General features: G+C 41.3%; 14 protein-coding genes. 8 read left to right on the top strand and 6 right to left on the bottom strand.

Features of this window, described 5'->3' with window-relative positions:
• Positions 1-50 precede the first annotated feature (50 nt).
• A complete protein-coding gene (gene accB / locus I6E61_RS03725) occupies positions 51-557 on the bottom strand; it encodes an acetyl-CoA carboxylase biotin carboxyl carrier protein (RefSeq protein WP_197129989.1) in 507 nt (168 codons plus the stop codon).
• Positions 558-756: 199 nt separating this feature from the next.
• The gene (locus I6E61_RS03720) at positions 757-1,548 is read right to left on the bottom strand and encodes a putative hydro-lyase (protein WP_197129986.1); all 792 of its coding nucleotides are present in this window, start codon (positions 1,546-1,548) and stop codon (positions 757-759) included.
• 319 nt (positions 1,549-1,867) lie between these two features.
• On the opposite strand from I6E61_RS03720, the gene I6E61_RS03715 reads away from it, so the two are divergent.
• A complete protein-coding gene (locus I6E61_RS03715; RefSeq protein WP_197129983.1) occupies positions 1,868-1,978 on the top strand; it encodes a chlorhexidine efflux transporter in 111 nt (36 codons plus the stop codon).
• A gap of 155 nt (positions 1,979-2,133) precedes the next feature.
• Here the strand turns inward: I6E61_RS03715 and I6E61_RS03710 are convergent, their stop codons facing one another.
• Positions 2,134-3,024, bottom strand: a complete 891-nt coding sequence (locus I6E61_RS03710; RefSeq protein ID WP_197129980.1) for a LysR family transcriptional regulator — start codon at positions 3,022-3,024, stop codon at positions 2,134-2,136.
• Between the two features lie 131 nt (positions 3,025-3,155).
• Between I6E61_RS03710 and I6E61_RS03705 the strand changes: the two genes are divergently transcribed.
• Positions 3,156-4,031, top strand: coding sequence for a DMT family transporter (locus tag I6E61_RS03705; protein WP_265091277.1), 876 nt, complete (start codon positions 3,156-3,158; stop codon positions 4,029-4,031).
• 72 nt (positions 4,032-4,103) lie between these two features.
• Here I6E61_RS03705 and I6E61_RS03700 read toward each other — a convergent pair whose 3' ends face one another.
• A complete protein-coding gene (locus I6E61_RS03700) occupies positions 4,104-5,015 on the bottom strand; it encodes a LysR family transcriptional regulator (protein ID WP_197129977.1) in 912 nt (303 codons plus the stop codon).
• Positions 5,016-5,199: 184 nt separating this feature from the next.
• On the opposite strand from I6E61_RS03700, the gene I6E61_RS03695 reads away from it, so the two are divergent.
• Positions 5,200-5,877 carry a glutathione S-transferase family protein gene (locus I6E61_RS03695; RefSeq protein ID WP_197129973.1) on the top strand — a complete coding sequence of 226 codons (678 nt, stop codon included), beginning with the start codon at positions 5,200-5,202 and terminating at the stop codon, positions 5,875-5,877.
• Positions 5,878-6,024: 147 nt separating this feature from the next.
• Positions 6,025-7,152, top strand: coding sequence for a zinc-binding dehydrogenase (locus I6E61_RS03690; RefSeq protein ID WP_197129970.1), 1,128 nt, complete (start codon positions 6,025-6,027; stop codon positions 7,150-7,152).
• A gap of 127 nt (positions 7,153-7,279) precedes the next feature.
• Here I6E61_RS03690 and I6E61_RS03685 read toward each other — a convergent pair whose 3' ends face one another.
• On the bottom strand, positions 7,280-8,047 hold the full coding sequence (locus I6E61_RS03685) for a hypothetical protein (protein WP_227685660.1): 768 nt from the start codon (positions 8,045-8,047) through the stop codon (positions 7,280-7,282).
• A 246-nt stretch (positions 8,048-8,293) separates the two neighbouring features.
• On the opposite strand from I6E61_RS03685, the gene I6E61_RS03680 reads away from it, so the two are divergent.
• The 3 genes from I6E61_RS03680 (at position 8,294) to I6E61_RS03670 (ending at position 10,972) form a co-directional block, all read left to right on the top strand.
• A complete protein-coding gene (locus I6E61_RS03680) occupies positions 8,294-8,506 on the top strand; it encodes a hypothetical protein (RefSeq protein ID WP_227685659.1) in 213 nt (70 codons plus the stop codon).
• 436 nt (positions 8,507-8,942) lie between these two features.
• The gene (ampC, locus tag I6E61_RS03675; RefSeq protein ID WP_320158567.1) at positions 8,943-10,106 is read left to right on the top strand and encodes a class C beta-lactamase; all 1,164 of its coding nucleotides are present in this window, start codon (positions 8,943-8,945) and stop codon (positions 10,104-10,106) included.
• Between the two features lie 167 nt (positions 10,107-10,273).
• On the top strand, positions 10,274-10,972 hold the full coding sequence (locus I6E61_RS03670) for a VIT family protein (RefSeq protein ID WP_197129964.1): 699 nt from the start codon (positions 10,274-10,276) through the stop codon (positions 10,970-10,972).
• Between the two features lie 211 nt (positions 10,973-11,183).
• Here the strand turns inward: I6E61_RS03670 and I6E61_RS03665 are convergent, their stop codons facing one another.
• Positions 11,184-12,092, bottom strand: a complete 909-nt coding sequence (locus tag I6E61_RS03665; protein ID WP_197129961.1) for a hypothetical protein — start codon at positions 12,090-12,092, stop codon at positions 11,184-11,186.
• Positions 12,093-12,322: 230 nt separating this feature from the next.
• On the opposite strand from I6E61_RS03665, the gene I6E61_RS03660 reads away from it, so the two are divergent.
• A complete protein-coding gene (locus I6E61_RS03660; protein ID WP_197129958.1) occupies positions 12,323-13,336 on the top strand; it encodes a LysR family transcriptional regulator in 1,014 nt (337 codons plus the stop codon).
• Positions 13,337-13,466 lie beyond the last annotated feature (130 nt).

Raw genomic sequence — 13,466 nt, 5'->3', positions numbered from 1 at the left:
TACAGTGTTTGTGCAGCGTCTATGCAATATTGAGTGGCTATTGATTGACTTTAACTATCTGGCGCTATAATAAATAAGGGCTGTGCATATTCTACGACGTCACCTTCATCGATCAGAATTTCTTGAATCGTACCGTCAGCTTCTGCTTTTACTTCATGCATCATTTTCATGGCTTCAATGATACATAGGGTCTGCCCTACTGCTACCTGATCGCCCACCTCAAAGAACGCCTCAGCGGTTGGCTCAGAGCGAAGATAAAAAGTACCGAGCATAGGTGCTAATACTTGGGATGAAGATGAAGAGCTAGATGAATTAGTGACCTCTGTCGTCACCGTTTCATCAATAGCGTTGTTGTCTGCACTGGTATTATTAGGAGTGTTATTATGGGAGCTTACTGTGTGTGCTTCTGAATGAGCAGTTTTTGAGTGAGAGGTATTGCCACTAGCCTGACAAATGATAGAGATGCGTGCATCGCCATCGGTCACCTCTAAAGATTGTATATCAGCGCCTTCTGCGATCTTGATTAGCTTTTCTAGATCCGTAAAGTTTATATTCATATGATTGTCTGTTCCATTAGAGTGAAAGTGAATAATTATGTTTTATAAGAAATTTTGTCGCTGATATAACTGTCGCTGATATAACTAGGGCCTTACTGTTAAACACTACATTTTTATTTATTGAAAGCTTTTTGGACAAATAAGATTGGACGCCCTTACATTTTAAAAGGGCTTTTTAAAATAGCGTTGTCATCCAAAATTACAGAACTGCCAAATCCTCATCCTTTGGATCGCAGATAAACATGTACCCTGGAGCATGCGTGATCATCAGTTCTGGTTTACTGGTCATTGCAATGCTTTGAGGCGTCACACCACAAGCCCAAAATACAGGCACTTCGCCTTCCTTTATGAGTGATGCATCACCAAAATCGGGAGAGTGAATGTCTGTGATACCGATGACACTAGGGTCTCCAATATGGATAGGCGCGCCATGTACTTGCGGAAACCGAGAGGTGGCTTGTACGGCTCTGGTGATTAATGGATAAGGTATCGGTCGCATGCTGACCACCATTTTTCCATGAAACTGTCCTGCAGGCTCAGTTTCTATATTTGTGATATACATAGGAACGTTGTGATTGTCTTCGATGTGTCTGACAGGAATAGACGCATTGAGCATGGCAGACTCAAAGGAAAAGCTACATCCTAAAAGAAAGCATACCAAGTCGTCTCTCCAATAGTCTGTTAGGTCTGAGACCTCAGCCACCAGCTCACCAAACTCATATATTCGATACTTTGGGACATCAGACTTTAAGTCTGCGCCCTTCGCCATCAACCTTGGTTCTGAACTGCCAATATCTGTCACGTCTAAAATAGGACAAGATTTTGGGTTTCTTTGCGCAAACAATAAAAAATCATAGGCCAATTTCTTGGGTACTATGACTAGGTTTGCTTGTATGTGACCTTTGCACATGCCAGAAGTCGGCTTGTTGATTTCGTTCTTACCAATTAGTGCTCTGACCTCTTGTGGCGTCATATTTGCTAAATCTAACATAATTACAACCTTTTACGTTTTGACGTTTTTGGCAAATAAGGCTTTCTGATAACATCTATTTTGACTATGTACGTTGCGAAGATAGTTTAGATAAAAATATCTTCGTTATGTAAACTATCAGAATAATTTAATAATGACAAGACATCTATATGTATAGATGTATTTAGTAAAATATATATGCTAGAGGTACATGCCAGCCACTATAAATAAACAGAGAATGTATTATTAGTAGGTTATTGAAATAATTGGCTTAATCATATTTGTGCCGCTGGCAAGCTGGTTGTATGGCTTGGATACTCATGAGGCAGTGTCAATGTGATTGTTACACGCCTTTTTATTTGAAGGGGGCCTACTGTTATTATTCTTACCGATTATTGTATGGTATTTGGGTATCAGCCTATGGCAGGCTTTTATGATGGACATTCAGTAAGTCTTTGAAGTGAGGTTTTGACTGACTGCATAACGAGTCAATATTATCTGATGTGGAAAATTCAGTAAAAGCAAGCTCTAGAAAAACCTTAAAACCATTATAGGCTAAGGAGTATTCTGATGGCGCTTATTAACAGTAGTCACTGATAACACTCTTTAATAGCACTGGGATTCCAACCAACGGCTCAATTTAATAATGTCAGCTTGATTTGACTTTAAGTCGTTATAAAAGAAATAGAAGCTGTCGCCAGTGAGTAATTCATGCATTGGGATTCTAACAAGATTTTGCTGATGGGTTTGTTCTAGCATCATATAGTTGTCGATAAGCGTAATACCTAAGTTATAACGTGCGGCCTGTGCTGCAAGAAGTACGTGGCTAAACTGATTTATTTTTACATCGCTCGGCAGCTCAAACCCTCCTACTTTGCACCACTTTAGCCAATCATTGGCCGCATTTTCACTTTTCCCAGAATATCTGACCGACAGTATGGGGTGTTGCCATAATGCCTCAGGCAAGGGTTGGTCTTTTATTTCTTCCCAAAGCTTTTGACCGCAGACAGGGAATAGCTTTTCAGCGAACAAAAACGTGCTGACCACGTTACGCTTTGGCGGATGGACGGTAATAAAACAGTCAGAACATTGCTCATTATAGTCATCTTGGTCTGTCACCATGTTTAAGGTGAGCTCAATCTCTGGGTGTTGTTTATGGAAGTCTTGCAATCGAGGAATCAGCCAATTAACAGCCACCGAGCTATACAGTGCTAGGCGAATATGCCCAGGTTGGTCATTCCGAATGGCTTGACTGGTATTCGAAATAGCAGCCAATGATTGATTTACTTCTGTGAAATAACGCGACCCTATTTCTGTCAACGAAAGTGTCCGACCCTGCCTATAAAACAACGCTTCGCCAAGGTACTCCTCAAGCGTTCGGACTTGATGACTCACAGCGCTTTGCGTCACGTTGAGACTTTCTGCTGCTTTTGAAAAACTATTCAGTCTTGCAACGGATTCAAAACACTGTATCGCGCGCAATGGCGGTAGTTTCATTATTATCTCAGCTAATACTAAAGGGCTTTATATCATTATACGTCATGTAAATATATGAATATACTGCTTACCTGACCATTAGATCCAATGGCTTAATTTAAAGTTTCATGTATTTTGAGATAGGTGTGAGAATGATAATGCCAAAGATGAGTGTTGGGTTTGCCATGATTCTATTGGTTGTGGGAAACATGATTGCTATCTTGTCAGATGCGTTGATCAAAGAGTTGCCAGATGGCGCAGCGGTCTATCAATTCGTTTTATTGCGTCAGCTGACAGCTGTTCTGATGCTACTGCCCTTTTGCTTTTTGAACAAAAAAACCAAATTAATTAGCAACTTAAAATGGCACTTTGTCAGAGGCCATATTTGGTTATTTGGTGCGGTATTTATGGTGTTATCTATTCAGGCATTGCCGCTAGCAACGGTGAATGCTATTTTTTATACCGCTCCTTTGTTGATGTTGCCGTTAGGGTTTTTGTTTTATAAAGACCGGCTCACAGCGCCAAGCATCGTTGTGGCAATGCTAGGTTTCGTTGGCATTCTTATCATTGTAAAGCCCACGCAAATTAATATGGGTGCTATATTTGCGCTGATAGTTGCCTTAACCATGGCGACGAACAATCTATTGGTTCGCAAACTGCCTTCGAATCACACCGTTGCACAAACATTGTTTTTGACCAATTTAGTGGGTATTCCATTTGGGCTTGGTTTGGCTATTTGGGAGAATGAACCTTTGAGTTGGTATGCGCTATGGATAGCAGCGGGATCAAATTTGTTTATTTTGATTTATGCGAGTATCTGCGTACTGGTCTACCGAGCAGTGGAAGCCCATAAAATCTCTAGTGCAGAATATACAGGGCTGTTAGGAGCTGTGTTTATCGGCATCGTGTGGTTTCATGAGATACCAGATATCAGCTTATTGATAGGTTCAGCATTGATTATCATCCCTCTTATTTGGCTAGCCACACGAGAATCTGTCAAATATAAAAGATCGGTTCCGATAGAATAATTGGAGATATTGGTAATCGTTTCCTGCATAAAAAATCACATCGAGTTGATGTGATTTTTAATCTATGAAACCTTACTGCGCATTTTTCACTTTTATTTTCTCAACCAAGAAATCGACGGCGGCTTTCACTTTGGGTACGAGATAACGCTGCTTTTGATACAGCAAATACACAGCCATATCAGCATGTTGCGTAATCGCTAACGGATGCTCAAATTTAATCTCTTGTAACGCGCCCGACTCAAGATATGATGACAATGCCCAGTGGGTTGACATTAAAATACCTTCACCATTACAAGCCTTTTTGGCAAGCCATGGTCCATTGTTTGAGATCGCAACGGCTAGCCCCGAGACATCATGCCACTGATCGTCCACATGGCATAACCAAGGCGTTGGCCCATTTGGCGCTTTGAAATACAGGCCTTTATGTTCTTTTAATTCCATCACATGATTGGGTGTACCATACATCTCCAAATAACTGGGAGACGCAACGGGAATAAACCCATTGTCCATTAACCTAATAGCAATCACACGCTCATTGGGTGCATAACCACCGCGAATTGCAATGTCTACATCGTCACGGCCTAATGCTGATAGCTCATCGCTGAGACTGACATCCAATACAATCTCTGGGTATAACTTACCAAGTTCGTCTAACAATGGCAGCAGTATCTTTTCACCAAAACCCACCATCGAGCTGATTCGTAAGCGTCCCATTGGCGTGGTTTGGTAACTGCGCACCGTTTCTTTACTTTGTTCTAGTTGGTTCAATATGTGCTGCATGTCATTGTAATAAACCTGCCCTACTTCGGTCAGTTTAACGATTCGGGTTGAGCGCTTTAATAATGTCGCGCCCAGACTTTTCTCCAAATCGGATACCCGTCTAGATAGTGACGATGGCGGCACATTAAAGGCACTTGCCGCCTTAGTAAAACTGCCCGTTTCTACGACTTTGCTGAAATACTTGATAGCACGTAATTGATCCAACTAACCTCTCCATTTATATAAATATTTAAGTATTCTCGCTCTATTATTGTCTTAATAGCAATAGTGATTCACGTTATTCCTTATATATAACCACATTAAAACCAGTAATAATGTGGTTAACTTAAACGTCGCAATGAAAACACGATTAAAAATAACCTTTACGTCAACAATGGAAGAATGACTTATGATTACTTTGCACGGCTTTGCTGCAAGCAACTATTACAACATCGTAAAACACGCTCTTTTATATAAGGGCATTCCATTCCAAGAGGACCTTTTATACGCTGGTAGTGATGATCTACTAACCGTCAGTCCAGTGGGTAAAGTACCTGCAATCACCATGCCTGACGGTTTTAATCTGTCGGAATCTAGCGTGATTTGTGACTTCCTTGAAGAAACCTATCCTGAAAAGCCGCTATACCCTACCAATGCAGCAGAACGCGCGGCTGTACGTCAGATTATGAAAATAGCAGAGCTTTACTTTGAGCTACCATGCCGCCGACTGATTCCTTATGTGTTTTCTGGTACTCAAGCACCTAACGCAATCAAAGATGAAGTACGTCAAGTATTGGGCCGCGGTATTATTGCCATGAATCGCCTATGTAAATTCTCTCCTTGGATTGCAGGCGAGCAATTCACCATGGCTGACATCTATGTGCATCACGTCAACACCATTGTCAACGCTTTTGGATCTACTCAGCTTGAGTGGGATGTACTGGCAGAAGTGGACGGCATGAAAGAATGGAACAAAGCCATGAGTAAAACTGACATTGCACAAAGCGTTCAGGCAGATAGCCAAGCGAATATGCCTGAGTTCATGCAGCATGTGACGGCTCAAATTAAAGCCGCAAACGCTGGCTAGTTTGATGCTAACCCGTTCAATTCTAAAAAGCATTTGACGATAAAACAATCACTATTGAAATTCTTACTCACACCTAAACGACCAAAAAATAGGGCCAATGCCGTAATGTGATTGGTCAAAAAATAACTATTTGCAGGAGCAAATCTTATGACTGATAAAAACATCCAACTGACCTCAACCATCAGCGAAGACAATAAACTAACCTTGGCTTTGCAAGAAATCGACATGCCACAACCGGGTGCCGACGAAGTTGTTGTTCGTATTGAAGCTGCACCTTTAAACCCATCTGACTTAGCTGTTCTATTCAGCGTCGCTGATATGTCAACTGCCGTACAGTCAGGTACAGACGAAAACCCAGTTATCACGGCTGACGTGCCAGCTAAGTTCATGCCATCTGTCAAAACTCGCGTTGGTAAAAACACGCCAGTCGGCAATGAAGGCGCAGGTACCGTAGTCGCCGCAGGATCATCAGATGCCGCACAAGCATTGATGGGTAAAACCGTTGCTGTAATCGGCGGCGGCACATACCGTCAATATCTTCGCGCAAACGTACAGAGCTGCTTAGAGCTAAAAGAAGGCACCACAGCTAAAGAAGGCGCGTCTTCTTTCGTGAACCCACTGACTGCTCTAGCCATGGTCGAAACCATGCGCGCTGAAGGCCACAAAGCCATCGTACACGCAGCAGCGGCATCTAGCCTGGGTCAAATGCTAAACCGTATCTGTATGGCAGATGGTGTTGATTTAGTGAATATTGTCCGTAAAGACTCGCAAGAAAAGCTATTGCGCGATATGGGTGCAAAATATGTGGTCAACTCAAGCAGCGATACGTTTATTGCTGACTTAACAGCCGCCATTACTGAAACAGGTGCCACGATTTCGTTTGATCCAATCGGCGGCGGTCAATTGAGCAGCGATATTCTTAACTGCATGGAAGCGGCTATCAATGTTGATGTAGAAGAATACAGTGTCTATGGCTCTAATACGTTCAAACAAGCGTACATCTATGGCGCGCTGAACCGTGGCCCTATCACGCTAAACCGTAACTTTGGTTTCTCTTGGGGCGTGAACGGCTTCTTGTTATTCAATGCGCTAGGCAAACTGGGTACTAAAACCGTCGTTAAAATGCGCCAACGTGTGGCAGAAGAAATCACCACCACGTTTGCAAGTAGCTATACGCATGAAGTGTCATTGGCAGAAGTGTTGCACTTACAGTCAATCGCTGCTTATGGCAAACAAGCAACAGGTGAGAAATATTTGATTACGCCTCAAGCTTAATCAAAACCTGAAAGCATTTATACAAAAAAGCAGATACTGATTATGGTATCTGCTTTTTTATTGACTTGGCTTTACATAGATTTAACTACACAATCAAAGCCCTAGCCCTTACGTCCTGTAAAACAATTTAACCATACGATATTTTACGAAAATTTAAAATCTGTTGTCTAACCACCTGTTCAATTTGTTTCCAATCAGCGATATTATGCCGTGAATATTGCACATTGACATGTAAAGCCATTTCTGGCTCTAGATCAAAGCGATGATCACAAGGTGGCCTAGGGACATCTCTATTACTACACTTTATATAAGTTATAATTTGCCCTTTTTTATCCCTTTGAATAAACACATCTTCTGCATACCTGTCTTCACGATAAGGACGGTCAGTCTTAGGATCTATACCTGGAGGCGCATAAACTTCCAACCCGTATTGATCGTTATTAAGCTGTTCATATTGATGAACAGAACCTGCTTCTTTGCTAGGATTAAGTGTTCCATCGCCCATACGATGAATAGCACCTGCTCCATAATATCTATCGCCAGAGGAGACATTGACCGATACCCAAGGGTCATTAGGTAAGTACTGTTCTTTATCATAAGCATGTTTATGACTTTTATTGCGCTTATCGAATATGGTGTTATCGGTATAACGCACATCAAAGCCAAAGCTATTGATCTTTGAGTCATAGCTGCGTTTAGGTTTTTTACCCTCTCGTTTTTTACCCCATGCAGGATCACCGTCATACTCAACTAAATGAACCGGATTTCTTGGTAGATCAACAGGGAAACCGCCTAAATCACCGATGTAAGTTGCAGGCGCCCTACCAATACAAGATGTCATGAGAGCAGCGCTCACGGCTATAAGAACAATCTTGCTTAATTTTTTAATAAACATTGAATACCTTGAGAAATGGACATTGCTAAAAAGCATAATATTGCAATTCAAGAGACTAGCTAGAAGCATATATTATATGAGCAAAGATACAGGGGTAAATTTATTAATGTTTATTATTAAAAGGAAACCACACTACATCCGTTTTAAACAGCGTATGGCTCTAATACATTCAAACAAGCGTACATCTATGGCGCGCTAAATCGTGTCCCTATCACCCTAAACCGTAACTTTGGTTTTTCTTGGGGTGTGAATGGCTTCTTGCTATTCAATGCGCTAGGCAAACTGGGCATCAAAACCGTCGTGAAAATACGCCAACGTGTGGCAGAAGAAATCACAACCACATTTGCGAGCAGCTACAAGCATGAAGTAACATTAGCAGAAGTATTGCACTTACAGTCAATCGCTGCTTATGGCAAACAAGCAACAGGCGAGAAATACTTAATCACGCCTCAAGCTTAATAAGCAAAAAAAGTCGTTATATATCTAATATATAGTGAACTTTTAACTGAGTGATTTTGAATATATAAAAAGGCAGATACTGATTATGGTATCTGCTTTTTTTGTGTTTGATCATCGCTGTACTACTCTTACTGCACTAGGTTATTAGGAGAATTTAGTTTTATAGATTTACATTTTCAGTCATCATTGTAGTTATATAACTTCTTTGCCATAATTAAAAATAGCGCTGCTGTAACTGTCGAAGGTAAATACGGTTTTGGTAAAAATAGCGACAACATGCCTGAATCATCAAGAATACAGCCATTGCTATACCAGCTGCTGATGCATCGTCAATTCAAAGTAAATTTATACAAGTGCTTGTGAAAAAACAACCAAATCCTAATTAGAAAAATATAAACCACCAAAGCGGACAAATAACCACATAATGAAAAAATCAGTGCAAAACACCTTAAATCGAGTCGGACTTACCATTTTAGTTGCAGCCTCATTAATGTCTGGAGCAGCACAAGCAGCAAGCAATAATGAGACTTTGAAAATTGAGGTTGATAAGCAAGCCAAATTATTGATGAAAGAGCATGATATCCCCGGCATGGCCTTTGGTATTATTATCGATGGCGAGTCCTATTTCTATAGCTACGGACTAGCAGACAAACAAGCCCGAATACCTGTCTCAGAAAACACGATTTTTGAATTAGGCTCTATCAGCAAGACATTTGCCGCTACTCTAGCCAGTTATTCTGAACTGAATGGCACGCTATCATTAGAAGATACCGCTGATAACTATATTCCTTATCTAAAAAACAGTGCTATCGGAAATACCAAACTGATTAATCTAGCCACCTATTCGGCAGGTGGTCTACCGCTTCAAGTACCTGATTACGTCACCGATAATCAAGCACTGTTCCGCTATTATAAATCTTGGCAGCCTGTATTCCCTGTCAACTCAAAACGTCTGTATTCAAATGCCAGCATCGGGCTGTTTGGCTATATATCTGCGCTAAGTATGGGCTCTGACTACACGCAGCTGATGGAAAATAAAATCCTGCCAGCACTCAACATGCCAAATACTTTTGTCAATGTTCCTAGTGATAGAATGGCTGATTATGCGTTTGGTTATAACGCTGCTGGCGACGCCATTAGAGTCAACCCTGGTATGTTGGATGCAGAAGCCTACGGGATCAAATCAACCAGTGCAGATATGACTCGCTATATGGCGGCCAATATGGGGCTGGTGTCTCTCGATAAGGATATTCAGCAATCATTGAAGAATAATAGAAAAGGTTACTATCAGGCGAGCGCCTTTACACAAGGGTTAGCATGGGAGATGTATCCGTTTCCTACTTCACTGGATACCTTGCTTGAAGGCAATTCAATGGAGGTAGTACTTAATTCTCAAACGATTACCACAGACAACCATACTACACCCGTTTTAAACAACGTGTGGGTCAATAAGACAGGTGCTACCAATGGGTTTGGCGGATATATCGCTTATATCCCTACCAAAAAATCAGGCATCGTCATTTTAGCAAATAAGAACTATCCTAATGCAGATAGGGTCAAAGCGGCCTATACGATATTAGAAAGTGCAATGGCTAAATAATTCATTTATTTAGTATGAGCCAAAAAATGACTGGATGAGATGAAAGCTCGTTTTATGAGCACATTTATACATTTAATAATGAAGTTAAAGAAATCTTACTTTATAAAAAAACTGGGTGATAATAGGTAATTAAGTCTTAAGTGTCTAACCACTCTCTAAGGATATCTATGAATCATTCTATTCATGACGAGCCTCATCTTAGCAACCGCAATCATTGGTTAAGAGCAGCCGTATTAGGTGCGAATGATGGATTGATTTCAACTGCCAGCTTACTGGTCGGCGTGGCAGCGGCAAATCCTAGTAGCCAAACCATGCTATTGACCGGACTAGCAGCATTGACAGCAGGTGCATTGTCAATGGCGGCTGGCGAGTATATTTCGGTGTCTTCGCAAGCAGATACCGAAAAAGCCGATTTAACCAAAGAGCAGTATGAGCTGACACATAATGCTGATCGAGAGCTCTTTGAATTAACGAAAATTTATGAGACGCGCGGACTTGATCACACGTTGGCTCATCAAGTGGCAGTGGCTTTAACTGAACATGATGCTCTTGAAGCACATGCTCGTGACGAGATTGGTTTGACCGATCTTAGTCAAGCAAAGCCGATTCATGCGTCCATTGCTTCAGGATTATCGTTCATTGCTGGAGCGATATTACCCGTGATTGGTGTCATGGTATTACCAGCGCAGACATTGGTCTGGTCATTGGCATTCATTACCTTACTTGGTCTCATTCTGTTAGGTGTGATATCTGCTCGTTTGGGCGGCGCGCCCGTCATTCCTGCTGTCATTCGGATCATTTCGTGGGGAGCGATTGCAATGCTGGCCACATCGATGATTGGACGTTTATTCGGTGTGGCAGTGTAGAGAGGATTTCATTGAAGACAGTACCATCTTAGCGGCAATTCCATTAACATTAAATAGAGCGATGAGTATCTGGCCACCCATATAGTTGAATTCAAATAATTTCGATACAAGCAAGTTGTGTGCAAGAGCTGTACATTAGTATCGTTAGCAAGGATGAAAATGTAGCGGATCTATATGAATTTGACTATACAAAGCATATGGTATGTGAAACCTAGTCATTGGTATCACGATATAGTGTATTTTGTGATTCTTGTCTGAACGCTTCATAACTGATAGTAGTATCAGCTTCTGACTCATTAGATGCAGCTTCTGATAATGGCACCTCAGTTGCCTCTGCATCATTGGTTGTACTACTTTGACTCTCACTAGCTACTCCATCTTGTTGCGACGGTGCTACTGGTGTGTCTATAGCGCTTGGCTCAGTCTCAGGTTTACTCTCATCTGTGCTTGTTTCCGATTCAATATCATCAGCAGGCATACTGTTTGTCGTTACCTCTGTCTCAATGGTCTCAATATTGTTATTGAGGCTTGATCCTGCATTATCAGGTACAGCGGTATTGGTTGAAGTGGATAAAACGCCAGTGAAAATAAGCACTGCGACGATAACGGCAATTAATAATGAGCCAAAAACAATACCCATAATAAGCGATTTTTTACTGCTTGCTAGCTTTTTCTGTGCTGTTGCTGCGGGCTCGGGCTCGCTAACCACCTCTGGTATCTGCGCCTCTTGAGTATCCCAGTCATCATAAATAGTCGCTTCGGGATCAGATTGTACGTCAGAGCCTGAATCAATGGCATTGTTATTGTCATCATCCAAATGATTATCATCAGATTCCACTTCTAATGATTTATCTGTATCGAACACTCCTTCTACAAATGCTTTCTGATTTGAGAAATCAAAAACTGTCTCGGTATCTGCTGTTTCGGCAGCAATGGAATCTGTTACTTTATCTCGTGACTGCGTATTATTGTTATCATTACAGCCATCTTCAGTGCCTTGGACACGACTGATGAAGCGATCATAGATATCGTTATTGGTGCGAGTACGCGATTTTTTATTGGTAATTTTCGCCAACTTTTCTTCAAAACCTATCTCAACATCCGTTTTTTTGTCGCTCATATAATAATACCAAACCAGTTTATTCTACTGGTATTAAATGACTGCTAGAATGAGTTGTGAAATTTATCACTAAATTGTAACTATATCGTAAACAAACAATATAGTTGCTCGCTGTATTATCTTCAAGCACAATTTATTTGATATCAATAATATTTGTAAAATATATCTAGCATAATATTGCTACTACACTGATGAATATAAAGACAATATATAAAAACAGGTTTGAGGATATGGACTTAAAACAGCTTAATGCATTTATCGCTATCGCAGATTTGCGCAGCTTTAGTGCAGCCGCAACCAAAACAGGCTTATCACAACCAAGCCTAAGTCGTTTGCTCAAACAACTCGAAACAGACATGGGCGTAGAGTTGATCGATCGCTATCATAGGCCGCTAGATCTGACCGAAGCAGGCGCATTTTTTTACGATAAAATCAGCACCATACTGACAGAGATTGACACCGTTACCAGTATGACTCAACGATTGTCTGCGCCAAGTAGCATTCTAAACATTGGCTTTGTGCCTTCTGTGCTTTATGGTTTACTTCCCGAAATAATTGCGATGCTCAAGCAATCTAGCCCCGATATAGAAGTCAATCTAAAAGACATCAGCTCATACCAACAAATAGAGGCGCTCAAATCCGGTGAAATCGATATTGGCTTTGGTCGTTTTGCCCACGAAGACCCTTGGATACAGCAAATATTACTACGGCATGAGCGTTACGTCGTCGCGCTGCCAAAAGCACACGCCTTAGCGCATATACGTGAGCAGCGCCTGATAGACTTGGCAAACAACCGCTTGATTCTATATCATCAAACGCATTTGCCGATAGCCACAACCGTATCGACATCGAACGCACAGAGCGCAAAGTTGACCGCTCATACAAAAAACAACCGTACAACAAAAAAGCAGTCCATACTTAATACGCCTATTACCGAACCATTACTACATTTGTTTGCACAATACGGCATTTCACCATTTATGACCACAACAGTGAGTGACTTACAGGTAGCACTGGGTTTGGTGGCTGCTGGTGAAGGTATTACCCTCGTACCTGCCAGCCTAAAAACGGTGCGTACCGAGCAAATCAGTTACCAAAGCTTGGTGCATGAGAATGTCACCTCCCCTATCTATCTACACACGCTAAGAGACTTCGTTCATCCTAGTATTCCTAACTTACTCACTGCTATTTATCATGTTTATGAGCAGCGCGGTATTACCTATCGTCAGCAGAAATTTATGTGAGTATTGTCAACCTTGACTGTTAAGTGCTAATCTCGCTATCACGCCCAGCTAAAAAACGGCCAATCATTAACTATCTATTGGTGTTGACCGTAAAAATAATCATTATTACGAGCCGTACAAGGTGTGATAC

The sequence above is a fragment of the Psychrobacter sp. NZS113 genome (genome assembly GCF_015864825.1).
GTDB lineage: Bacteria > Pseudomonadota > Gammaproteobacteria > Pseudomonadales > Moraxellaceae > Psychrobacter.
Note: the sequence above shows the minus strand (reverse complement) of the source record. Positions and strands in the feature narration are given on the sequence as shown.